Source organism: Paracoccus mutanolyticus, assembly GCF_003285265.1.
In the GTDB taxonomy this organism is placed as follows: Bacteria; Pseudomonadota; Alphaproteobacteria; order Rhodobacterales; family Rhodobacteraceae; genus Paracoccus; species Paracoccus yeei.
In genome coordinates this window covers 1,837,099-1,858,551 of sequence record NZ_CP030239.1, presented here as the reverse complement: position 1 = coordinate 1,858,551, position 21,453 = coordinate 1,837,099, and the positions used below count along the sequence as shown (strand labels likewise).

17 protein-coding genes and 7 pseudogenes are annotated in these 21,453 nt (G+C 69.7%); 17 read left to right on the top strand and 7 right to left on the bottom strand.

From position 1 onward, the window contains the following. Window positions 1-4 precede the first annotated feature (4 nt). Window positions 5-877, bottom strand: coding sequence for a phosphoribulokinase (locus DPM13_RS10115; protein ID WP_112887954.1), 873 nt, complete (start codon window positions 875-877; stop codon window positions 5-7). A gap of 9 nt (window positions 878-886) precedes the next feature. Continuing rightward, a pseudogene (locus tag DPM13_RS10110) lies at window positions 887-1,857 on the bottom strand (class 1 fructose-bisphosphatase). 95 nt (window positions 1,858-1,952) lie between these two features. On the opposite strand from DPM13_RS10110, the gene DPM13_RS10105 reads away from it, so the two are divergent. From DPM13_RS10105 to DPM13_RS10075, 7 genes and pseudogenes are all read left to right on the top strand, one after another. Further along, a complete protein-coding gene (locus DPM13_RS10105; RefSeq protein WP_397244150.1) occupies window positions 1,953-2,873 on the top strand; it encodes a LysR family transcriptional regulator in 921 nt (306 codons plus the stop codon). A 101-nt stretch (window positions 2,874-2,974) separates the two neighbouring features. Then, complete coding sequence (hslO, locus tag DPM13_RS10100) at window positions 2,975-3,988, top strand: Hsp33 family molecular chaperone HslO (protein ID WP_028721260.1); 1,014 nt, start codon at window positions 2,975-2,977, stop codon at window positions 3,986-3,988. Next, complete coding sequence (locus DPM13_RS10095) at window positions 3,988-4,587, top strand: CoA pyrophosphatase (RefSeq protein ID WP_028721261.1); 600 nt, start codon at window positions 3,988-3,990, stop codon at window positions 4,585-4,587. Before hslO ends, DPM13_RS10095 begins: the two co-directional genes overlap by 1 nt. After that, window positions 4,584-5,762, top strand: a complete 1,179-nt coding sequence (locus tag DPM13_RS10090) for a CCA tRNA nucleotidyltransferase (protein WP_036764005.1) — start codon at window positions 4,584-4,586, stop codon at window positions 5,760-5,762. The genes DPM13_RS10095 and DPM13_RS10090 overlap by 4 nt, the downstream gene beginning before the upstream one ends. After that, window positions 5,755-7,607, top strand: a pseudogene (locus DPM13_RS10085) (ABC transporter ATP-binding protein). Before DPM13_RS10090 ends, DPM13_RS10085 begins: the two are co-directional and overlap by 8 nt. Window positions 7,608-7,625: 18 nt before the next feature. Next, window positions 7,626-8,854, top strand: a pseudogene (locus tag DPM13_RS10080) (class I SAM-dependent RNA methyltransferase). Between the two features lie 66 nt (window positions 8,855-8,920). Next, the gene (locus tag DPM13_RS10075) at window positions 8,921-9,445 is read left to right on the top strand and encodes a L,D-transpeptidase family protein (protein ID WP_080621608.1); all 525 of its coding nucleotides are present in this window, start codon (window positions 8,921-8,923) and stop codon (window positions 9,443-9,445) included. 93 nt (window positions 9,446-9,538) lie between these two features. On the opposite strand, the gene DPM13_RS10070 is transcribed toward DPM13_RS10075, so the two are convergent. After that, a complete protein-coding gene (locus DPM13_RS10070; protein WP_112887953.1) occupies window positions 9,539-9,919 on the bottom strand; it encodes a GFA family protein in 381 nt (126 codons plus the stop codon). A 319-nt stretch (window positions 9,920-10,238) separates the two neighbouring features. Continuing rightward, entirely contained in the window at window positions 10,239-10,814 is a 576-nt protein-coding gene (locus DPM13_RS10065) for a CAP domain-containing protein (protein ID WP_036764010.1), read from the bottom strand. A gap of 228 nt (window positions 10,815-11,042) precedes the next feature. Between DPM13_RS10065 and DPM13_RS10060 the strand changes: the two genes are divergently transcribed. Continuing rightward, complete coding sequence (locus DPM13_RS10060; RefSeq protein ID WP_080621606.1) at window positions 11,043-11,696, top strand: L,D-transpeptidase; 654 nt, start codon at window positions 11,043-11,045, stop codon at window positions 11,694-11,696. Between the two features lie 214 nt (window positions 11,697-11,910). Here the strand turns inward: DPM13_RS10060 and hemH are convergent, their stop codons facing one another. Next, on the bottom strand, window positions 11,911-12,939 hold the full coding sequence (gene hemH / locus DPM13_RS10055) for a ferrochelatase (protein ID WP_080621605.1): 1,029 nt from the start codon (window positions 12,937-12,939) through the stop codon (window positions 11,911-11,913). Beyond that, window positions 12,936-13,775: a methyltransferase domain-containing protein gene (locus DPM13_RS10050; RefSeq protein WP_112887952.1), complete on the bottom strand. Its 840-nt coding sequence runs from the start codon at window positions 13,773-13,775 to the stop codon at window positions 12,936-12,938. The genes hemH and DPM13_RS10050 overlap by 4 nt, the downstream gene beginning before the upstream one ends. A gap of 31 nt (window positions 13,776-13,806) precedes the next feature. Between DPM13_RS10050 and DPM13_RS26945 the strand changes: the two are divergent. The 4 genes and pseudogenes from DPM13_RS26945 to DPM13_RS26940 all read left to right on the top strand — a co-directional run. Then, window positions 13,807-14,534 (top strand): annotated as a pseudogene (locus tag DPM13_RS26945) (double zinc ribbon domain-containing protein). Window positions 14,535-14,563: 29 nt separating this feature from the next. Beyond that, window positions 14,564-14,827 (top strand): glutaredoxin 3, encoded by a 264-nt coding sequence (grxC, locus tag DPM13_RS10040; RefSeq protein ID WP_112887951.1) that lies wholly within the window; start codon window positions 14,564-14,566, stop codon window positions 14,825-14,827. An 11-nt stretch (window positions 14,828-14,838) separates the two neighbouring features. Beyond that, window positions 14,839-15,691: pseudogene (locus DPM13_RS10035) on the top strand (carbon-nitrogen hydrolase family protein). A 48-nt stretch (window positions 15,692-15,739) separates the two neighbouring features. Further along, a pseudogene (locus DPM13_RS26940) lies at window positions 15,740-15,996 on the top strand (MarR family winged helix-turn-helix transcriptional regulator); the annotation flags it as partial. A 202-nt stretch (window positions 15,997-16,198) separates the two neighbouring features. Here the strand turns inward: DPM13_RS26940 and ubiG are convergent. Further along, window positions 16,199-16,951, bottom strand: coding sequence for a bifunctional 2-polyprenyl-6-hydroxyphenol methylase/3-demethylubiquinol 3-O-methyltransferase UbiG (gene ubiG / locus DPM13_RS10025; RefSeq protein ID WP_099648555.1), 753 nt, complete (start codon window positions 16,949-16,951; stop codon window positions 16,199-16,201). 51 nt (window positions 16,952-17,002) lie between these two features. On the opposite strand from ubiG, the pseudogene pip reads away from it, so the two are divergent. The 5 genes and pseudogenes from pip to DPM13_RS10000 all read left to right on the top strand — a co-directional run bounded on the left by pip (window position 17,003) and on the right by DPM13_RS10000 (window position 21,453). Then, window positions 17,003-17,994: pseudogene (pip, locus tag DPM13_RS10020) on the top strand (prolyl aminopeptidase). Window positions 17,995-18,002: 8 nt separating this feature from the next. Next, window positions 18,003-18,455: a tryptophan-rich sensory protein TspO gene (gene tspO / locus DPM13_RS10015; RefSeq protein WP_028721276.1), complete on the top strand. Its 453-nt coding sequence runs from the start codon at window positions 18,003-18,005 to the stop codon at window positions 18,453-18,455. Between the two features lie 133 nt (window positions 18,456-18,588). After that, a complete protein-coding gene (gene rimP, locus DPM13_RS10010; RefSeq protein WP_028721277.1) occupies window positions 18,589-19,197 on the top strand; it encodes a ribosome maturation factor RimP in 609 nt (202 codons plus the stop codon). Between the two features lie 3 nt (window positions 19,198-19,200). Continuing rightward, a complete protein-coding gene (gene nusA, locus DPM13_RS10005) occupies window positions 19,201-20,817 on the top strand; it encodes a transcription termination factor NusA (RefSeq protein WP_099648553.1) in 1,617 nt (538 codons plus the stop codon). A gap of 15 nt (window positions 20,818-20,832) precedes the next feature. Then, window positions 20,833-21,453, top strand: a complete 621-nt coding sequence (locus tag DPM13_RS10000) for an RNA-binding protein (protein WP_028721279.1) — start codon at window positions 20,833-20,835, stop codon at window positions 21,451-21,453.

The window sequence follows — 21,453 nt, the reverse complement described above, 5'->3', positions numbered from 1 at the left end:
CTCCTCAGGCGCGCTTCGATTCGCTGACCAGACGCAGGATCATCGGCGTCAGGATCAGCTGCATGGCCAGGTCCATCCTGGGCCCCGGGATGACGATCGAGTTCGGCCGGCTCATCCACGAGCCCTGGATCATCGTGGTCAGATAGGGAAAATCGATGCCGCGCGGGTTCCTGAACCGGATCACCACCAGGCTTTCGTCCGGCGTCGGGATCCAGCGGGCGATGAACGGGTTCGAGGTGTCCACGACCGGCACGCGCTGAAAGTTGATGTCGGTCTGGGTGAACTGCGGGCAGATCACATGCACATAGGCGTGCATCCGGCGCAGGATCACGTCCGTCACCGCCTCGGTCGAATAGCCCCGGCTGGCCTTGTCGCGGTGGATCTTCTGGATCCATTCCAGGTTGATGACCGGCACGACGCCGATCTTCAGGTCGGCCTGGCCCGCGATGTCGATGCCCTCGGCCTTCACCGCGCCGTGCAGCCCCTCATAGAACAGCAGGTCCGAGCCGTCCTCGAACGGCGCCCAATCGGTGAAGGTGCCGGGGGCCGTGCCGTATTTCTCGGCCTCGCGCTCGTCGTGGACGTAATGGCGCGTCTCGCCCCGGCCGGTCTCGCCATAGGTGCGGAACACCTGCTCAAGCTTTTCCAGCTCGTTCGCCTCGATGCTGAAATGGCTGAAGGTGTTGTCGCCGGCCTCGCCCCGGCGGGCCAGTTCCTGCTTCATCGCGGCACGGTCGTAGCGGTGGAAGGCATCGCCCTCGATGCTGACGGACCGGATGCCCTCGCGGCGAAAGATCTGGTCGAAGGTGTTCTTGATCGTCGTGGTGCCCGCGCCCGACGAGCCGGTGACAGAGATGATGGGGTGCTTCTTGCTCATGGTCTTTCCTCAGGCGCGGAACAGGCCGCGATGGCCGAACAGGGCGGAAACCTCGGTTTCGGGCAGGTCGTGATAGGCGGCGACGCGGGCGACCTTCTCGGCCGAGCCGAAGACCAGCGGCGTGCGCTGGTGCAACGCGGTCGCGGCCTGGTCCAGGATCGGCTCGCAGGCGTCGGTGGCGCGCCCGCCCGCCTGCTCGATCAGGAAGGCGATGGGCGCGCATTCGTAAAGCATCCGCAACCGGCCGCGCTCATAGCCCTTGCGGGCGTCCGACGGGTACAGGAAGATGCCGCCGCGCGTCAGGATGCGATGCGTCTCGGCCACCAGGCTGGCGATCCAGCGCATGTTGAAATTCGTCTCGCGCGGGCCCTCGATGCCGGCGACGCAATCGTCGATATAGGCCCGGATCGGCGCGACCAGTGCCGGTGGCCGAGGCGGACGGGAACCGAGTACGTCGGGCTTGTAGCGCCCGTCGACCAGCCGGAAGGCGCCCGTGTCGGGGTCCGCAGGTACTGCTGCACGCCGTCGCCGAAGCTGACCATCATCGCGCAGCGCGGGCCATAGATGACATAGCCCGCGCCGATCTGCTGGCGGGTCGGGCGCAGGAAGCTGGCCTCGGCCGTGTCCTCGGCCGGATAGATCGAAAAGATCGTCCCGATCGAGACATTGGTGTCGATGTTCGAGGACCCGTCCAGCGGGTCGATCGCCACGGCCAGGCTGCCCTGCGGGTCCAGCGCCAGCGCCTGCTCCTGCTCCTCGGACGCCAGCCAGCGCACGCCCGCGCCGCGCAGCGCCGTGCAAAACATCTCGTCCGCGATCACGTCCAGCGCCTTCTGCCCGTCGCCGTCCGCGTTGGTGCCGACCGCCGCGCCCAGATCGCCGCCGCGCCGGATCAGCACCGCCAGTTCGGCCGCGGCCCCGGCCAGGGCCGTCATCGCGGGCCGCAGCCCGGCGGGGATCCGTCCCGTCTCGATGGCCATGATCTTCTCCCCCGGTTTCTCCCTGGCCTTGGTGTTGACAGATCAGGACTTTCAGGAACATTTAAAAATCCAGAACTCGGTTTCAGGATTTCCGAATGACGCGCATCGACGCCGTGACGCTTCGCCAACTCCGCACACTGCGCGCGGTGGTCGAGACGGGCTCGCTGACCGCCGCGGCGGGCGACCTTGGTCTGAGCCCGCCGGCCGTTCACGGCCAGCTTCGCGCGCTGGAAGACATGATGGCGGCGCCCCTGGTGATCCGGGGCGAACACGGCGCCTTCCTGCCCACCGACGAAGGCCGCGCCGTGCTGGAGGCCGAGGCCCAGATCGCCGTCGCGCTGGACGCCTGCGCCGCCGCGTCGCCGCGCTGCAAAGGGGCATGTCGGCGCAGTCTCGCTGGGAGTGGTCTCGACGGGCAAGTATTTCGCCCCGCGCCTGGCGCCGAACTGCGCCGCGCCCTGCCCGAGGTCGAGGTGACGCTGAGGATCGGCAACCGCGACGCGGTGATCGCCTGGCTGACCTCGCGCGCGCTGGACCTGGCCATCATGGGCCGGCCGCCGCGCGCCCCCGCCGTCACCGCCGAACCCATCGGCCCCCATCCCCATGTCGTGATCGCGCCCCCCGACCACCCGCTGGCCAGGGCCGACCCCGCCCTGCCCCAGGACCTGCTGGCCGAAACCTTCCTGGCGCGCGAACCCGGCTCGGGGACGCGCATCCTGATGACGCGCTTTCTGGACCGCATCGGCGACGGCACCCCCTGGCGCATGGTCGAGATGGGCACGAACGAAACCATCAAGCAGGCGGTGATCGCGGGCCTCGGGGTGGCGCTGATCTCGCAGCATACGGTGACCGAGGAATTGCGCTCGGGGCGGCTGGTCGCGTTGCGGGCGAACGGGCTGCCGATCCAGCGCAACTGGTTCCTGATCCGGCGCGAGGACATGGCGCTGTCGCCGGCGGGCCAGCGCGTGCACGACCATGTGCTGGCGCTGGGCGGCTCGTTCCTGCCCCGGCTTTAGCGCCGCCCCTTGGGGTTCGCGCGCTGCGGCCTATATAAGGGGGCAAAGCGCGCCCCCATTCCCCGCGTCGGGCGCGGCCCTATCATTCCGAAGGAATCACCATGGCTATGACAAAGGACCTTTCCTGGGACGACAGCGTGTTGCCCTTTCAGCTGGAACGCTCGGGCATGCGCGGCCGGACCGCCCGGGTGGGTCCGCTGCTCCAGCACATCCTGTCGCGGCACGACTATCCCCTCGCGGTCAGCGCGATGGTCGCCGAACTGGTCACGCTGACCGCGCTGATCGGCCCGACCATCAAGCTGCGCTGGAAACTGTCGCTGCAGGTGCGCGGCAACGGCGCCATCCGCACCATCGCGACCGATTATTACGCCCCCGCGACCGAAGGCGCGCCGGCCCGCATCCGCGCCTGGGCCAGCTTCGACCCCGACCGGCTGGCCGAGGGCGAACCCGCCTTCGACCAGATCGGCCAGGGCTATTTCGCCGTGCTGATCGACCAGGGCGAAGGCACGACCCCTTACCAAGGCATGACGCCGCTGGCGGGCGGCTCGCTCGCGGCCTGCGCGCAGACCTATTTCGAACAGTCCGAACAGCTGCCGACCCGGTTCGAACTGGCGGTGGGCCAGTCGCGCCTGTCAGGCCAGGCCAACCAGGACTGGCGCGCCGGCGGCATCATGGTCCAGACCCTGCCCGCCCAGCCCCGCGTCCCGACCGAACAGGGCGAGGAGCTGGAAACCGCCGACATCCTGCAAGGCGCGGAATCCGAGGACTGGAACCGCTCGACCATGCTGATGGCCACGGTCGAGGCGATGGAACTGGTCGATCCCGCCCTGCCGCTGCCGAACCTGGTGTTCCGCCTGTTCCACGAGGAAGAGCCCGCGGCCTTCGACCGCCAGGCGCTGGAATTCGGCTGCTCGTGCAGCGCCGACAAGGTGCGCGGCACGCTGTCGATCTATTCGCGCAAGGACATCGGCCACATGATCAACGACGACGGCGTGGTGACGGCCGATTGCCAGTTCTGCGGCGCGCATTACGAATTCGATCCCGAAAGCCTGGGGTTCGAGGCGACCGTGGACCAGGCCGGGCGGCCCCTGCCCTCGGCGCGGGCGGCGCATTGATGCAGGTCCTGCCGCAGGCCGGGCTGCGCGACCGCCTGATGGCGGCGCTGTCGGTTCCTGCGGCGGTGCCCTCGTCGGACTATGACCTCGACGCGCTGGTCCCGGACGGGGCGGCGCTGCGGCCGGCCGGGGTGCTGGTGGCCTTCGACGCGCGGGGCCGGCTTTTGCTGACCAAGCGCGCCTCGGGGCTGCGCAACCATCCCGGCCAGATCGCGCTGCCCGGCGGCAAGGTCGACCCCGGCGACGCGGACGAAACCGCCGCCGCCCTGCGCGAGGCGCAGGAGGAGGTGGGGCTCGATCCCGCGCAGGTCGATGTGCTGGGCGTGCTGCCCGCGCATCGCACGGTCACGAACTATGCCATGACCCCGGTCCTGGGCCTGATCCGGGGCGATTTCACCCCCGTTCCCGAGGCCGGCGAGGTCGAGGAGGCGTTTCGCGTGCCCTTCGCCCATGTCGCCGATCCGACGCGCTACCGCATCGAGCGGCGGCGCTGGCGCGGCGGCTGGCGGTCCTATTACGTCGCGCCCTATGGGCCCTATTACATCTGGGGCGCCACCGCGCGCGTGCTTCATTCCCTTGCGCTGAGGCTTTCGGCATGACGGTTTCCCGCATCACCGCCCCCTTCCTGTCCGATCCCGACCTGGCGCGGGTGCTGGGCGCGCTGGAAGGCGCGGGCCATCAGGCGCTGGTCGTCGGCGGCGCGGTCCGGAACGCGCTGCTGGGCGTGCCGGTCTCGGACATCGACATCGCGACCTCGGCCCTGCCGCGGGACACCATGCGCATCGTGGCACGCGCCGGGCTGCGCGCGGTCCCCACCGGCATCGACCACGGCACCGTCACGGTGCTCTGCAAGGGCCGCGGCTTCGAGGTCACGACCTTTCGCCGCGACGTGCAGACCGACGGCCGCCATGCGGTGGTGGCCTTTTCCGACGACCTGGCCGAGGATGCCCGGCGCCGCGACTTCACCATGAACGCGCTTTACGCCACGCGCACGGGCGAGGTGCTGGACCCGGTCGGAGGGCTGCCCGATCTCGCCGCGCGCCGCCTGCGCTTTGTCGGCGATCCCGCCCAGCGCATTGCCGAGGATTACCTGCGCATCCTGCGCTTTTACCGCTTCCTCGCCTGCTACGGGCGCGAGGCGGATGCCCGCGCCTTGGCCGCCTGCCGCGAGCTGCGGGCGGGGCTGTCGGGAATTTCGCGCGAACGCATCGGGCACGAGATGCGCAAGCTTTTGTCCGCCGCCGATCCCGCCCCCGCCGTGGCCCTGATGGCCGAGGCGGGCGTGCTGCCCCTGATCCTGCCCGGCGCCGATCCGGGCGACCTGCCGGACCTCGTGCAGGTCGAACGCGAATACGGCACCGGCGCGCTGCCGGCCTTTCCCCGCCGGCTGGCGCTGCTCGGGCCCGCCGATCCGGTTCCCGCCCTGCGCCTGTCGCGGGACGAGGGCCGCGCGCTCGACCAGATCGCGCAGGCGCTCGCCCTGCCGCCGGCGCTGGCCGCGCATCGCTTCGGCCGCACCGTCGCCGCGCAATCGGTGCTGATCCGCGCCGCGCGCGGCCAGGCCCCCGCCTTCGGCTGGTGCCACGACATCGCGCGCGGTGCGGCGGCCGTCTTTCCGCTCGCCGCCGCCGACCTGATGCCCGCGCTGCAGGGCGAGGCGCTGGGCGACGCCCTGCGCGCCGCCCGCCAGGCTTGGACCGACAGCGACTTCACGCTGGACCGCGACACGCTGCTTTGCATCGCGCGCGGGAACGAAAGCCAACCGGATGCATGACCGTTTCGCCCGCATGATCGACGCCTTCCGCCCCGCCGAAGGCCCGCCGCCGCGCAGCCTGCTGGCCTTTTTCCGCTGGTGCCTCTCGGGGGCATGGGGCGGGCTGACCATCGCGGCCATCGCCTCGGCGCTCAGCGGGATCGCGGACATCGTCTCGGCGGTGATGCTGGGCTGGGTGATCGACGCCGTGGTGACGACCACGCCCGACCGGCTGCTGGCCGACAAGGGCGCGCTGATCGCGGGCTTCGTGATGTTCTTTCCTGGTGATCCGGCCGGCGATCTTCGGCTTTTCCACCGCCAGCTCCAGCGTCATCATCGGCCCGAACCTGTTCCCGCTGGTGCTGTCGCGGCTGCACCGCTGGACCATGGGCCATTCCGTCACCTTCTTCGACAACGACTTCGCCGGCCGCATCGCGCAGAAGCAGACCCAGACCGCCCGCGCCGTCACCGATGTCGCGACCGAGTTCGTGAACGTCGTGGCCTTCGCGCTGGCCTCGATCCTGGGCTCGGCGGCGTTCCTCGTGTCGGTGGACGGCTGGGGCGCGGTCGCGATGCTGGTCTGGCTGGCGGCCTACGCCGGGCTGATCCGCTTTTTCCTGCCGCGCATCCGCACCCGCTCGGCCAGCCGCGCCTCGGCCCGCGCCATGGTCACGGGCCAGGTCGTCGACACCATCACCAACATCAAGACCGTCAAGCTCTTCGCCCATGCCGAGCACGAGGACCGCGCCGCCCTCGGCGCCATGGCAGGTTTCCGCGAACGCGCGCTGGACTTCGGCCGCGTCTCGACCTGGTTCCGCTTCTCGCTGATGTTCGTCGCCGGCGCCCTGCCGGTGGTGCTGATCGGCGGCACGCTCCTTTTGTGGCGCGAGGGCGCGGCCACGGCCGGCGACATCGCGGCGGCCGGGGCGATCTCGATGCGGCTCGCGCAGATGACCGGCTGGGTCAGCATGGCGCTGATGGGCGTCTGGGGCTCCATCGGCGAGGTCGAGGACGGGATGCAGACCCTGTCCCCCCCCCACGCCCTGACCGACGCGCCCGACGCCCTGGCCCTGGGCCGGGTCCAGGGCCGGATCGACTTCGACCACGTCGATTTCGCCTATGGCCGCGACGACGGCGCGGGCATCCGCGACCTCGACCTGCACATCGCGGCGGGCGAGAAGCTGGGCATCGTCGGCGCCTCGGGCGCGGGCAAGTCCACGCTGGTGCCGCTGCTGCCAGGCTTTACGACGTCGAACGCGGCGCGGTGCGCATCGACGGCCACGACCTGCGCACGGTGACCCAGGAAAGCCTGCGCCGCAACATCGCCATGGTCACGCAGGAAACCGCGATGTTCAACCGCTCGGCCCGCGACAACATCCTTTACGGCCGCCCCGACGCGACCGAGGCGGACATCATCGCCGCCGCCCGCGCGGCCGAGGCGCATGACTTCATCCTGACCCTGCGCGACCACCAGGGCCGCAGCGGCTATGACGCGCATCTGGGCGAACGCGGGGTCAAGCTCTCGGGCGGGCAGCGCCAGCGCATCGCGCTGGCGCGCGCCCTGCTCAAGGACGCCCCGATCCTGGTCCTGGACGAGGCCACCAGCGCGCTCGACAGCGAGGTCGAGGCCCAGGTCCAGGACGCCCTGACCCGTGCCATGCAGGGCAAGACGGTGCTGGCCATCGCGCACCGGCTGTCCACCATCGCGCAGCTTGACCGCATCGTCGTCATGGAACAGGGCCGCATCGTCGAACAGGGCAGCCACGCCGCCTGCTGGCGCAGGGCGGCACCTATGCCCGCTACTGGAGCCGGCAGTCCGGCGGCTTCCTCGGCACCGACGACGACCCGGCAGAGGCCGCCGAGTGATCTGGACCCCTGCATGATCTGGCCCGGACAATCGAACGGCTCGGCCGCAAGGGCGACGGCGTGGCGCTGTCGGGCACCGACAAGGCGCTCGCCCCCCTGACCCTGCCCGGCGAGGTGATCGAGGGCGAGGCTGCGGACGGCCGCATCGCCGCCCCCCGCATCGTGACGCCCTCGCCCGACCGCGTGCGCGCGCCCTGCCCGCATTACCGCGCCTGCGGCGGCTGTTCGCTGATGCACGGCTCGGAATCCTTCCTGCGCGACTGGAAGGTCGGCGTCGTGACGCAGGCGCTGCGCGCGCAGGGGCTGGCCGCGCCCGTCGCGGGGGTGCATGTCTCGCCGCCCCGTTCGCGCCGGCCGGGGTCTCGCGGGATGCCCGCATGAAAACGGCGAGGGCTTTCACGCCCGCCGCCTCGGACATGATCGTGGACATTGCCGATTGCATGGTGCTGCGCCAGGCAATCCTCGCCGCCCTGCCGCTGCTGCGCGAACTGGTGGTGGCCGGCGGCACGCGCGCGGGCGAGATGGCCCTGACGGTGACGGAAACCGGCGCGGGGCTCGATGTGGCGGTGACGGGCGGCAAGCCGATGGACGCGGCGCTGCTGCCCCGGCTGGCCGCGCTGGCCGAACGCGGCGACTGGGCGCGGCTGACCTGGGCGGGGCCGGATCAGGACGGCCAGTCGATCACCCGCCGCCCGCCCGTCCTGGGCTTCGGCCGCGCCCGCGTCGTCCCCCCGCCCGGCGGCTTCCTGCAGGCCACCCCGGAGGGGCAGGCCGCGCTGCTCGCCGCCGTGCGCGACATCACGCGGGGCGCGCGCTCTGTCCTGGACCTCTTTGCGGGCTGCGGCACCTTTTCCCTGCCGCTGGCCGAAACCGCCCGGGTCCATGCGGTCGAGGGGCTCTCCGCGCCGCTCGACGCGCTCGCCGCCGGGGCGCGCGCCGCCTCGCCGCCACTGCACCGAATCACGACCGAGGTACGCGACCTCGCGCGCCGCCCCCTGCTGCCGGACGAACTGACCCATGACGCGATCGTGATCGACCCGCCCCGCGCTGGGGCCGAGGCGCAGGCCCGCCAGATCGCGCTGTCGCGGGCCGAAACCCTGGCCTGGGTCAGCTGCGATCCGGTCACTTTCGCCAGGGATGCGCGGATCCTTGCCGATCAAGGTCTTTCGATTTCACGGATTTATGTCATCGACCAGTTCCGCTGGTCGCCCCATGTCGAAACCGTGGCGGAAATTCGCCGACGCTAGCGATTTCTTTACCTTCGTGCTATTACACCCTCAACGAGAAGTGCTTCAGCACACAGAGGGCAGTGGATGATACGGGCAATTCGCGCAGCAATCGCGGTGGTCGCGCTTGCGCTGGTGGCAAGTTGCGGCGGTGACAGCAGCCAGCCGGCACCCAGCAAGTTCAAAAGCTACAGCGGTCCTCCGGTGACGCAGATCGTCGTCAAGAAGGGTGATCGCAAGATGTACCTGCTCAGCGGCCGGACGGTGCTGCGCAGCTATGACGTGAACCTCGGCCCGCAGCCGGTCGGTCCCAAGGAATACGAAGGCGACGGCCGCACGCCCGAAGGGATGTATTTCATCGACCGCAAGAACCCGCGGTCCAGCTATCACCTTTCGGTCGGGATCTCCTATCCCTCGACCAAGGACATCGCCCATGCGGCGGCGCTGGGTCTGCGCCCGGGCGGCGACATCATGATCCACGGCCTGGGGCCCCTGGGCCGCAAGCTGAACCGCCCCGACTGGACCGCCGGCTGCATCGCCGTGACGGATGAGGAGATCGAGGAGATCTTCGCGATGATCAACCCCGGCGTGCCGGTGTTCATCTATCCCTGACGCACAGGCCCGGGGCGCGCGCGCGCGGCAGCCGCGCGCCACTGGCCGCGCGTGGATGGCCGGGACGCCCGGCCCCCGCCTTCCCCCCCTTTGTCAGGACCCCTCGCGGTCCCGCTCGTAATGCCGCGTCAGGTCAAAGGGCGGCAGCCAGGCCTCGCGCCGCAGGGTCCAGCTTTCGTATTCGGGCCGAAAGCGGTCGGGGGCGTCCAGCGTGCCCAGGTGCAGCTCGATCTCGTCGCCATAGCGCGCAAGGACGGACGATCCGCAGGCCGGGCAAAAGCACCGCCCCTTGTAGGCGCGCAACGCGCCCTTAACGGTGACGGCCGCGGCGGGAAAGATCGCCGCCGCATAGAACAGCGCGCCGTGATGCTTGCGGCAGTCCAGGCAATGGCACAGCGCCACCCGGTCCGGCCGGCCCCGCGCCTCGACCCGCACGGCGCCGCACAGGCACCCTCCGGTGACATTCTCCTCCATGCCGATCCCTCCTCCTCCTCAGGGCCGCCCGCGCGCGCCCAAGGGGCCAGCCTTGGCCAAAAGGGCGCGCAAGGCAATGCGCCGGGGCCAAATCACCGCGCCTGGGAACCCTTAGCCGTCCGCCGCCCGGTGTACGGGCTGTGTACGCGCGGTGCACGCAGGTCACAGGGCGTTTTGCAGCACGATCAAGGGCATGCGTTGCGCTTCTTCAATCAGCGGCGCACGCCCGCCACGGCCATGGCAAGAAAAGGGGCGGCGCCGTCCCGGCCCGCCCCGAATCACTTGCGAATCAGTCTCGCATGGCTCCGTTCGCACGCGCCTACAGCGGCGCCGCCGTCACCGCCCCGGGCGTATAGCCGCCCGCCGCCATCGGCGTGCCCCCGGCGCCGCCGGTCAGCAGCACCCACCAGATCTTGCCAGAGGGCTCCTGATACCAGCCGATGCCGAAATCGGTTGCGCGCGGGTCCATGATGACGTCGCGCGTGTCGCGGTTCTGCATCCAGGCGTTCAGCGTGGTGATGTCGTTCTCGTAGGTTTCCGAGATGTTCTCGCCGATCAGATGGCCGTAATAGCCCTGCCGGCGGATCCGGTCCAGCGGCGAGGAGCCGTCCGACCCGAAGTGCCAGGCCCGGTTTTGTGCCGACATGTCACGGGCATGGGCCTTGGCGGCCTGGTCCAGCATCGGGCTTTGCGCGACCGGCGGCGCGCCCACGTTGGCCCGCAGCCCGTTGATCTGGGCCATGACGCGCGGGGCGATCTGGGCCTCTTCCTTGGGGGTGATCTTGTAGGCGACGGGCAGCGGCTGGCCATCGGGGCCAAGCTGCTGTTGCGGGGCCGACTGGCAGCCCGCCAGCGCCAGCATGCAAACAAGCGCCAGGGTTGAAATTCTCAGCATGTCGTTCTGTCCCGGATGATCTTTTGCGCCAGCCTTACAAAAGCGCGCGCGGCCCTTCAAACCCAAGATTGCGTGAGCGCAACAGCCTGCGACTCTGTTGCGACAATGACGCTTGTTTGAATTGAAAGCCGCACGCGAGAGGCGTATCGCGCCAGTCACGACCCCATCGCAAATCGGGCAGAGAAGGCCGCGCCAGGCGGTCCGACGAACATTCAGGAGCGACAGAAGATGACGCCGAAAAATCCGGTCTCGCGTCGGAAATTCCTTTCCACCTCGATGGCGCTTGGCGCCGCTGGCTTGGCTGCGCCCGCCATCGCGCAGGGCATCGACCCCTATACGGGCCAGGCGCTGCAAAGCACCGGAGCGGCGGGCGCGACGCCGGACGCTGGCATGGTGCAATACGACACCAACCAGGATTCGCGGCGCAATATCAGCAGCTTCCGCATGCAGGACTGGCAGCCCTACTTCAGCGACCTGACCAATGGCGCGATCCTGGTCGACCTGACCTCGCGCGCGCTGCACTACTGGTCCGAGGATCAGACGGTCTACAAGCTGTTCCCGACCTCGGTCCCGGTCAGCCCCGACCTGACCCGCACCGGCCGGACCGAGATCATCAAGAAGGTCAAGGGCCCGACCTGGTCCCCCACCCCCGAGATGAAGAAGCGCAACCCCGAGTGGCCCGACTTCGTCCCCGCCGGCCCCGACAACCCCTTGGGAACGCATGCGCTTTGGCTAAGCTGGCAATATTACCGCATCCACGGCACACACGACACGCGCAAGATCGGGCGCAAGTCCTCGAACGGGTGCATCGGGCTTTACAACGAACACATCCAGCAGCTTTACGACCTGACGACCATCGGCACGCAGGTGCTGCTGATCTGACGCAGACCGCATGACGGAAGCCAGAAAGGGGGCCCGCCGGCCCCTTTTTTCATGCCCGCGCAACGGCTGCGGGCGTGTGCCATGCGTATACCGAAAAGCCTGCTCCGCCCGGACAGACGCAACGCCAGCCCTTCACCGTTTTTCAAATACCCATGCGGCCCTGCCGGCTCGGCCGCCCGCCGGCATGGTGCGCGCGCGCAAAAGGCAGGCCGGTCTAGACCCAGCCCGCCAAGTTTTCGCCGATCAGGGTGGTCAGCACCTCGATATGGGCGGGATCGTCGTTCAGGCAGGGGATATAGGTGAACTCCTCGCCCCCGGCCGCCTCGAAGGCGTGGCGGATCTCGCCCTGGATCTCCTCCAGCGTCTCGACACAATCGGCCGAGAAGGCCGGAGACACCACCGCGATCCGGGTCACGCCCTGACGGGCCAGCTCGGCGACATGCTCGACCGTATAGGGTTTCAGCCATTCCTCGCGGCCGAAGACCGACTGGAAGGTCGTGTCGATGACGCCCTCGGGCCAGCCCAGCCGTTCGCGCAGCAGCCGCGAGGTCTTCTGGCACTGGCAATGATAGGGGTCGCCCTGCATCAGATAGCGCTTGGGCATGCCGTGATAGCTCGCGACCAGCCGCGCGGGCTGGCGGCCACCCAGGGCGCGCTCGACCGAAGCGGCCAGCGCCTCGATATAGTCGGGCCGGTCGAAATAGGGCGCGACGGTGCGCGCGGCGGGCTGCCAGGTCTGCTTCATCAGCGCGCGAAAGAACTGGTCGTTCGCCGTGGCCGAGGTTGCGCCGGCGTATTGCGGGTAAAGCGGCAGGAACAGGATGCGGTCGCAGCCGGCCTTGACCATGCGGTCCACCACCGATTCGGTCGAGGGGTTGCCGTAGCGCATGCAGAAATCGACCATCACCCGGTCGCCCCACAGCGCTTGCGCCCGGTCGCGCAGCGCCGCCACCTGCTGGCGCGTGATGGTCATCAGCGGGCTTTCGTTTGCCTCGGTGTTCCAGATCGAGCGATAGTTCGCGCCCGAGCTGAACGGGCGCTTGGTCAGGATGATGCCCTGCAGGATCGGCTGCCATTTCCAGCGCGGCAGGTCGATCACCCGCCTGTCGGACAGAAACTCGTTCAGATAGCGCCGCATCGACCAGTAGTCGGTGGCGTCCGGTGTGCCCAGGTTGGCGACAAGCACCCCCACGCGGCGGGGCGGAATGGCCGGATGCCCGGCCGGGGCGTGGTCTGGGATCATTGCGGTTTCCTTGTGCTGGCCAGCGCCTCGGCCAGCGGCATCTTTGCCGAGCCGGGCCGAAGCGGCTTTTGCTGACTGGCATCGGGCGCCCAGCCGGTCAGGAAGACCAGTTCGTAGGTCGCGCGGATGCGCTGGGGATCGTCGGGATCGGGATGGCTTTCCGCGTAAAGCTGGGCCGCACGCAGCAGCACGGCGCGGCGCGTGGGGCGGCGCAGGCGGGCGGCCAGCGCGTTCCCCTCGCCCATGGCCCGCAGGTCGTGGCCCAGGTGGATCAGGCTGCGATAGCTGGCGGGCTGCACGATCTGGTCGGCCACCGGCAGCGCCAGCCCGGCCCGGGCCAGCAGCGCGCCCAGGTCGCGGATTTCCCCCATCGGCAGGACGCGGGGCGAAAGACCGCCCGACACCTCGGCCTCGGCCCGGGCCAGCGCCTCGCGCAGTTCCGACAGCGTGCGCCCGCCCGGCAGGGCCGCGATGAACAGCCCGTCCGGGCGCAGCGCGCGGGCGCATTGCACGATCTGGCCGACCGGGTCCTCGGCCCAGTGCAGCGCCATGGCGTGGATCACCAGGTCATGGGCGCCGGGGGCGAGCTCGAGGTCGGGCGCGTCGGGCACCACGCGGGCCTGCGGGAACAGCGGCTGCCAGAAACCGGGGGCCCCGGTCACGACGGCGATGTCCGTAAACCGTCTGTTAACCTCGGCGAGCCTAAGCTCGATCTCGTCGGCGACGATTCGATGCAGCACATCGACAAAGCCGATGCGGCCTGCCCGCTGCCGGTTGCGCATCAGCGCGGGGCGGTCGGTCAGGCGGGGGGTCGGGCTTTGGCGGGCAGGTATCATGGGTGCGCACAATAGGGGGCTTCGCGGCCTGATGAAAGGCGCATTGCGGCTGATCTATCCGCCGCAATGCCTGGGCTGCGGCATTGCCGTGGCCGAGGACGGGGGCCTGTGCCCGGCCTGCTGGGCCGAGGCCGAATTCGTCGGCTCCTGCGCCTGTTCGCGCTGCGGCGCGCCCCTGCCCGACGACGGCACCGGCACCGAGGACGAGGCTGGCTGATCTGCGACGACTGCCTGCGGCAGGCCCGGCCCTGGTCGCGGGGACGGGCGGCGCTGGCCTATCGCGGCACCGGGCGCAAGCTTGCGCTGATGCTGAAGCACGGCGACCGGCTGGACCTGGCGCCGGCGCTGGGGGACTGGGTGGCGCGGACGGCGACTCCCCTGATCCGCCCCGACATGGTGGTGGTGCCGGTGCCGGTGCATCTGCGCCGGCTGGCCAGGCGCAAGTACAACCAGGCCGCGCTGCTGTCGCACGCGGTCGCGCGCGCCCACGGCCTGACCCACCTGCCCCATGCCCTGCGGCGGCTGCGCCACACGCCGACGCAGGATCACGGCAGCGTGGAGGACCGATTCCGCAATGTCGCCGGCGCGATCGCGGTCGCGCCGCGCTTCGCGTCCCGGCTGCAGGGCCGGGCGGTGCTGCTGGTCGACGACGTGATGGCCTCGGGCGCGACCCTGGCCGAGGCGGCCGAGGCGCTGCGCCGCGCGGGCGCCGGGCCGGTTTCGGTCGTGGTGCTGGCGCGCGCGGTCAAGGATACCTAGATAGGGGGAACGCGACACAGGAGACGACGATGGCCAAGGTCGAGATCTATACCACCCCCACCTGCCCCTATTGCATGGCGGCCAAGGCGCTGCTGGCGCGCAAGGGCGTTGCCTATCAGGAAACCGACGTCAGCCGCGACCCCGACCTGCGCGCGGCGATGGCGCGGCGCGCGGGGGGCCGGCGCTCGGTCCCGCAGATCTTCATCGACGGGCAGCCGGTGGGCGGGTCGGACGACATCCATGCGCTGGACGCGCAGGGCAAGCTGGACGGCCTGCTGGGCATCGACGGATGAACCCGCCCCGGCTGCGGGCGGGGCTGGTGCAGCTGTGCGTCTCCGACGACCCCGAGCGGAACCTGCCGGAGACGCGCGCCCTGGTGCGCGAGGCGGCCGAGACCGGCGCCCAATGGGTGCTGACGCCCGAGGCGACGAACATCCTGAACGCCGACCGCGCCACGCAGGACCGGGTGCTGCGCACCGAGGACGCCGACCCGACGCTGGCCGCGCTGCAGGGCGATGCCCGGACGCTGGGGATCTGGCTGCTGATCGGCTCGCTCTCGCTCAAGACCGGAGAGGTGGGCGATGACCGCTTTGCCAACCGCAGCTTCCTGATTGCGCCGGAGGCGGCATCCGGGCGCGCTAGACAAGCTGCACATGTTCGACGTGCGCGTCTCGGACCGCGAATCCTATTGCGAATCGGCAGCCTTCCGGCCGGGCGACCGCGCGGTGGTGGGGATGGGTCCCTGGCCGATCGGGATGACGGTCTGCTACGACCTGCGCTTTCCCCATCTGTACCGCGACCTGGCGCAGGCCGGCGCGCAGGTGCTGACCGTGCCCGCCGCCTTCAACGACACCACCGGCGCGGCGCATTGGGAGGTGCTGCTGCGCGCCCGCGCCATCGAGACGGGCTGCTATGTGCTGGCGCCGGCGCAATGCGGGACGCATGCGAATGTCCTGTGCCCGGACCGCAAGGTGCGGCGCAGTCACGGCCATTCCCTGGCGGTCGATCCCTGGGGCACGGTGATCGGGGACGGCGGCGAAGAACGCGGCGTCACGCTGGTTGATCTTGACCCGGCGGGGGTTGTCGGGGCACGGTCCCGCATCCCATCGCTGACCCATGACCGGGCCTATCGCGGTCCCCGAGACGACCATGCCTGAAAAGCGCCTTGCCGACCTGCCCGCCAAGCCGAAGCGGCCGCCGATTCCCTGGCGGCCGGGCTGTTTTCCGAGGTCTTCATCGCCGACCAGCTGGCGCGCGACTTGATCGGCAAGTCGCTGCCCAAGGGCATGCAGATCTCGCATTTCTCGGTGCTGAACCTGCTGGCGCATCTGAATGTCGAGCGCACGCCCGCCGAACTGGCCGAGGCGTTCCACGTCACCCGCGGCGCGATGACGAACACGCTGTCGCGGCTGGAGTGGGCGGGCCACATCCACATCCGCCCCGACGGGACGACGCGAGGCGCAATCGTGGCGACGGCCGGCGCCGAGCGCACAGGCGCGGGATGCGGCGCCTGGGGAGAGCCGCGACCGGGACGCGGCCCGCGTCCCGGCCCCGCAACGACAGCTTCTGCGGGCGCTGCCGTGCAGCTCGCCCTGCGCCGGCAGCTCGAGGAGACGCTGCACCCCACTCCGCACGAGACGCGCTGAGGCCGGTGCCGCGCGGGATCAGTCCTCGCGCAGTGCGGTCATGGCGTAGTTCACCGACAGGTCGCGGGGCGACAGCGACCAGCTCCACCCCAGGGGGTTGAAGACCATGCCGCAGCGGTCCACCACGCGCAGGCCGGCGGCCTCGGTCATGGCGGCCAGTTCGTCCGGGGTGATGAAGCGGCGCCAGTCGTGGGTGCCCTTGGGCAGCCAGCGCATGATCCATTCCGCGCCGATGATCGCCGCGCCGAAGCTTTTGGCCGTGCGGTTCAGCGTGGACTGGATCAGCATCCCGCCCGGCCGCAGCAGGTCGCGGCAGGTGGCGACGAAGGCGGCGGGATCGGCGACATGCTCGACGATTTCCAGCGCCATCACCACGTCATAGCGCAGGCCCTCGGCCGCCAGCGCCTCGGAGGTGGTGGCGCGGTAGTCGATCGGCAGGCCCTGGCCTTGGGCGTGCAGGCTGGCGACCGCGATATTGCCCGGCGCGGCGTCGGCGCCGGTGACGGTCGCGCCCAGCCGGGCCATCGGCTCGGCCATCAGCCCGCCGCCGCAGCCGATGTCGAGCACGGAAAGCCCGGCAAAGGGCTGGTCCGCGTCGCGGTCGCGGCCGAACTGCGCGGCGACCTGCGCGGTCACATAGTCCAGCCGGGTCGGGTTCAGCATGTGCAGCGGTTTGAACTTGCCCTGCGGGTCCCACCATTCGGCGGCCATGGCCTGGAACTTGGCGACCTCGGCGGGGTCGATGCTGCTGGTGTGCTGTCTTTGGGTCATCAGGCCGTCCTTGATATGGCGGGCGCGCGCCGGGCGTTATATAGTGGGGGCATGGACAGATTGGCAGGGCAAATCGGCGGTGCATCGCCGCACGGCAGGCTGCATCCGATGGTCGAGCCCTTCGACCAGCGCCAGATCGACGTGGGCCAGGGCCATGTCATCCATGTCGAGCAGAGCGGCAACCCGGACGGCATCCCGGTGATCGTGCTGCACGGCGGCCCGGGCGGCGGCTGCAGCCCCTACATGCGCCGCTTCTTCGACCCGAGCCATTACCGCGCCGTGCTGTTCGACCAGCGCGGCTGCGGCCGCTCGCGCCCCCATGCCGAGGTCGAGGGCAACACCACGCGGCACCTGATCGACGATATCGAGATGATCCGCCGCGACCTGGGGATCGACCGCGCCATCCTGTTCGGCGGCAGCTGGGGCGCCATCCTGGCCGTGGCCTATGCCGAGGCCCATCCCGAGGCGGTGCTGGCGCTGGCGCTGCGCGGCGTGTTCCTGGGCCGGCGCTCCGAGCTCGACTGGTTCTATGGCGGCGGCGTCGCCCGGTTCTTTCCCGACCGCTGGGCCGAGTTCCAGGCCCCGATCCCGGAATCCGAGCGCCACGACATGATCGGCGCCTATCACCGCCGGCTGTTCGGCGGCGACCGCGGCCAGGAAATCCGCTATGCCCTGCCCTGGCTGATCTGGGAAAACGCCCTGGCGGGACTGGAGATCAGCGGCCCCGGCCATGCGCCGCCCGACTATGCCCGCGCCTTTGCCCGGCTGGAGAACCATTATTTCGCGCATGACTGCTTCCTTGAGGAAGGCCAGCTGCTGCGCGACCGCCACCGCATCGAGCATCTGCCGGCGGTCATCGTGCAGGGCCGCTACGACATGGTCTGCCCGCCGCAGACCGCGTGGGAGCTGGCCGACGGCTGGGACCGGGCGGAACGGGCGCCCCGGCATCCGGCCACGCGCTGAGCGAGCCGCGAATCGCCGCGGAACTGGTCCGCGCGATGGACGGTTTCAGGGATGCGGCGCGCGACGGCCGCGCCTATTAGGGACCGCCATGACCTTCCTGATCCTGCTGATCGCCTGCGCCGCTGCCGGTGCCACGGGCATCCTGTTCCAGCCCGGCGCCTGGTACGATGGGCTTGCCAAGCCCTGGTTCAACCCGCCCCGCTGGGCCTTTCCGGTGGCCTGGACCACGCTTTACGTCCTGATCGCCTGGGCGGGCGCGCGGCTGGCGCATCTGCCGGGCGCGGGGCTGGTGATGGCGCTGTGGGCCGCGCAGATCGCGCTGAACACGCTGTGGACCCCGGTGTTCTTTGGTGCGCACCGGATGGGGATGGGGGTCGCGGTGATCGCGCTGCTGTGGCTTGTCGTCGCCGCCCTGACGGTGCTGGCGTTCCGGCTGGACCGGCTGGCGGGGGCGCTGCTGCTGCCCTATCTGGCCTGGCTGAGCCTTGCGGGGGCGCTGAACTATCGTCTGTGGCAGATGAATCCCGGCGCGGGGGCCTGAGCCCCGGCTTTCCCTTGCAATCGCTGCGGGCCTGGACTATATGACGCTCAACAGCGGCGCAGGTCCAAGGTCCTGCCCACCGGTAAGACGCACGGGCCGCCCTGACGGCCCGTTTTTCATTTGGGATAGCGACATGTCCGACCTCATCGCCAAGACCGCCATCGACCGGCGCCTGGCCGAGATCATTTCCCCGGTGATCGAGGATCTGGGGTTCGAACTGGTGCGCATCCGTCTGCAGGGCGGCAAGACCGCAACGCTGCAGATCATGGCCGACCGGCCCGAGGGCGGGATCAACGTGGACGATTGCGGCGACATCTCGACGGCGGTCAGCGCCGTGCTGGATGTCGAGGACCCGCTGGAGGACGCCTATCATCTTGAGGTCAGCAGCCCCGGCATCGACCGCCCGCTGACCCGGCTGAAGGATTTCGCGACCTTCGAGGGCTACGAGGCGCGGCTGGAAACGAACCAGCCCATCGACGGGCGCAAGCGCTTCAAGGGCGTGCTGGCCGGCGTCGAGGGCGACGAGGTGCTGCTGAACATCGAGGAAGCGGGCGCGGTCCAGACCATCGGCCTGAACTTCGACTGGCTGTCGGACGCCAAGCTGGTCCTGACCGACGAGCTGATCGCCGAGATGCTGCGGCAGAAGAAGGAAGCGGGCGTGCAGATCGAGAACCTCGACGAAAGCGCCTTTGACGAGATCGAAACGGAAGCCGGCGAGGATAACGCCGCTGCGAAGGAGTGAGGAATGGCCATCACCTCTGCCAACCAGCTTGAACTGCTGCAGACCGCCGAGGCCGTCGCACGCGAGAAGATGATCGACCCCGATCTGGTGATCGAGGCGATGGAGGACAGCCTGGCCCGCGCGGCCAAGTCCCGCTACGGCAGCGAGATGGACATCCGGGTCAAGATCGACCGCAAGACCGGCAACGCGACCTTCACCCGCGTGCGCACCGTGGTCGAGGACGACGCGGTCGAGAACTATCAGGCGCAGGTGACCGTCGCGCAGGCCCGCCCCTATCTGGACGACCCCAAGGTGGGCGACGAGATCGTGGACGAGGTGCCCCCGGTCGAGCTGGGCCGCATCGCCGCGCAATCGGCCAAGCAGGTGATCCTGCAGCGCGTCCGCGAGGCCGAGCGCGACCGCCAGTACGAGGAATTCAAGGACCGCGCCGGCACCATCATCAACGGCGTCGTCAAGCGCGAGGAATACGGCAACATCATCGTGGACGTGGGCCGCGGCGAAGCGATCCTGCGCCGCAACGAGAAGATCGGCCGCGAAAGCTATCGCCCGAACGACCGCATCCGCGCCTATGTCAAGGACGTGCGCCGCGAGGCGCGGGGCCCGCAGATCTTCCTGTCGCGCACCGATCCGCAGTTCATGGCGGAACTGTTCAAGATGGAAGTGCCCGAGATCTATGACGGCGTGATCGAGATCAAGGCCGTCGCCCGCGATCCCGGCTCACGCGCCAAGATCGCGGTCATCAGCTATGACAACTCGATCGACCCGGTCGGCGCCTGCGTCGGCATGCGCGGCTCGCGCGTGCAGGCCGTGGTGGGCGAATTGCAGGGCGAAAAGATCGACATCATCCCGTGGTCGGGCGATCAGGCGACCTTCCTGGTCAACGCGCTGCAACCCGCCGAGGTGGCCAAGGTCGTCTTCGACGAGGACGCGAGCCGCATCGAGGTCGTGGTCCCCGACGAGCAGCTTTCGCTGGCCATCGGCCGGCGCGGCCAGAACGTGCGGCTGGCGAGCCAGCTGACCGGGCTCGACATCGACATCCTGACTGAAGAGGAGGAGTCGAAGCGCCGGCAGGCCGAGTTCAACGCCCGCACCAAGCTGTTCATGGATGCGCTGGACCTGGACGAGTTCTTCGCCCAGTTGCTGGTGGCCGAGGGCTTCACCAACCTGGAAGAGGTCGCCTATGTCGACCTGGACGAGCTGCTGTCCATCGAGGGCGTCGACGAATCGACCGCCGAGGAGCTGCAGACCCGCGCCCGCGAGAACCTGGAGGCCGCGAACAAGGCCGCCTTGGAAAGCGCCCGCGCGCTTGGCGCCGAGGACAGCCTGATCGAGTTCGAGGGCCTGACGCCCCAGATGGTGGAGGCCTTGGCCAAGGACGACGTCAAGACGCTCGAGGATTTCGCGACCCTGGCCGACTGGGAGATCGCCGGCGGCTGGACCACCGAGAACGGCCAGCGCAAGAAGGACGAAGGCATCCTGGAGCCCTTCGGCGTGTCGCTGGAGGATGCGCAGGCCATGGTGATGACCGCCCGCGTCATGCTGGGCTGGGTCGACCCGACCGAGCTTGAGGCCGAGACGCCCGAAGCCGAGGGCGAAGACGAACAGGAGGCCGGGGTGTAACGCCCCGGGAGCCTGATGACACGCGGGGGCCGGACCAAGGACCGCGAAACGCCCGAGCGTCGCTGCATCGTGACGGGCGAAACCCAGCCGAAGGCCGGGTTGATCCGCTTTGTCGCGGGGCCAGAGGGGCAGGTCGTGCCCGATCTGGCCGAAAAGCTGCCGGGCCGCGGCTTCTGGGTCGTGGCCGACCGCGCTGCCCTGGACCGGGCGGCGACGAAGGGATTGTTCTCGCGCGGGGCGAAGGCGCAGGTTTCCGCTCCGCCCGAGCTGCTTTCCATGATAGACTCGGGGCTGGCGAAACGGGTGACGGATGCCCTTTCCCTGGCCCGCAAGGCCGGCCTGGCGGTGGCCGGTTTCGAAAAGGTCAAGGACTGGCTGGCGGCGGGCAAGGCCCGCGTGCTTTTGCAGGCCAGCGACGGATCGGAGCGCGGCAAGGGCAAGCTGTGGACGCCGCCCGGCGGGCGCTGGTTCGGCTGCCTGACCGCATCAGAATTGGGTTTGTCCTTTGGGCGCGATCATGTCATACACAGCGCGCTTGCGCCGGGGGGCCTGACCGACAGACTGATCAGGGACGCGAGCAGACTGAACGGTCTGCGCGGGCATGACGGCGGCAATGCGGCCGCCGGGAAGGAATGA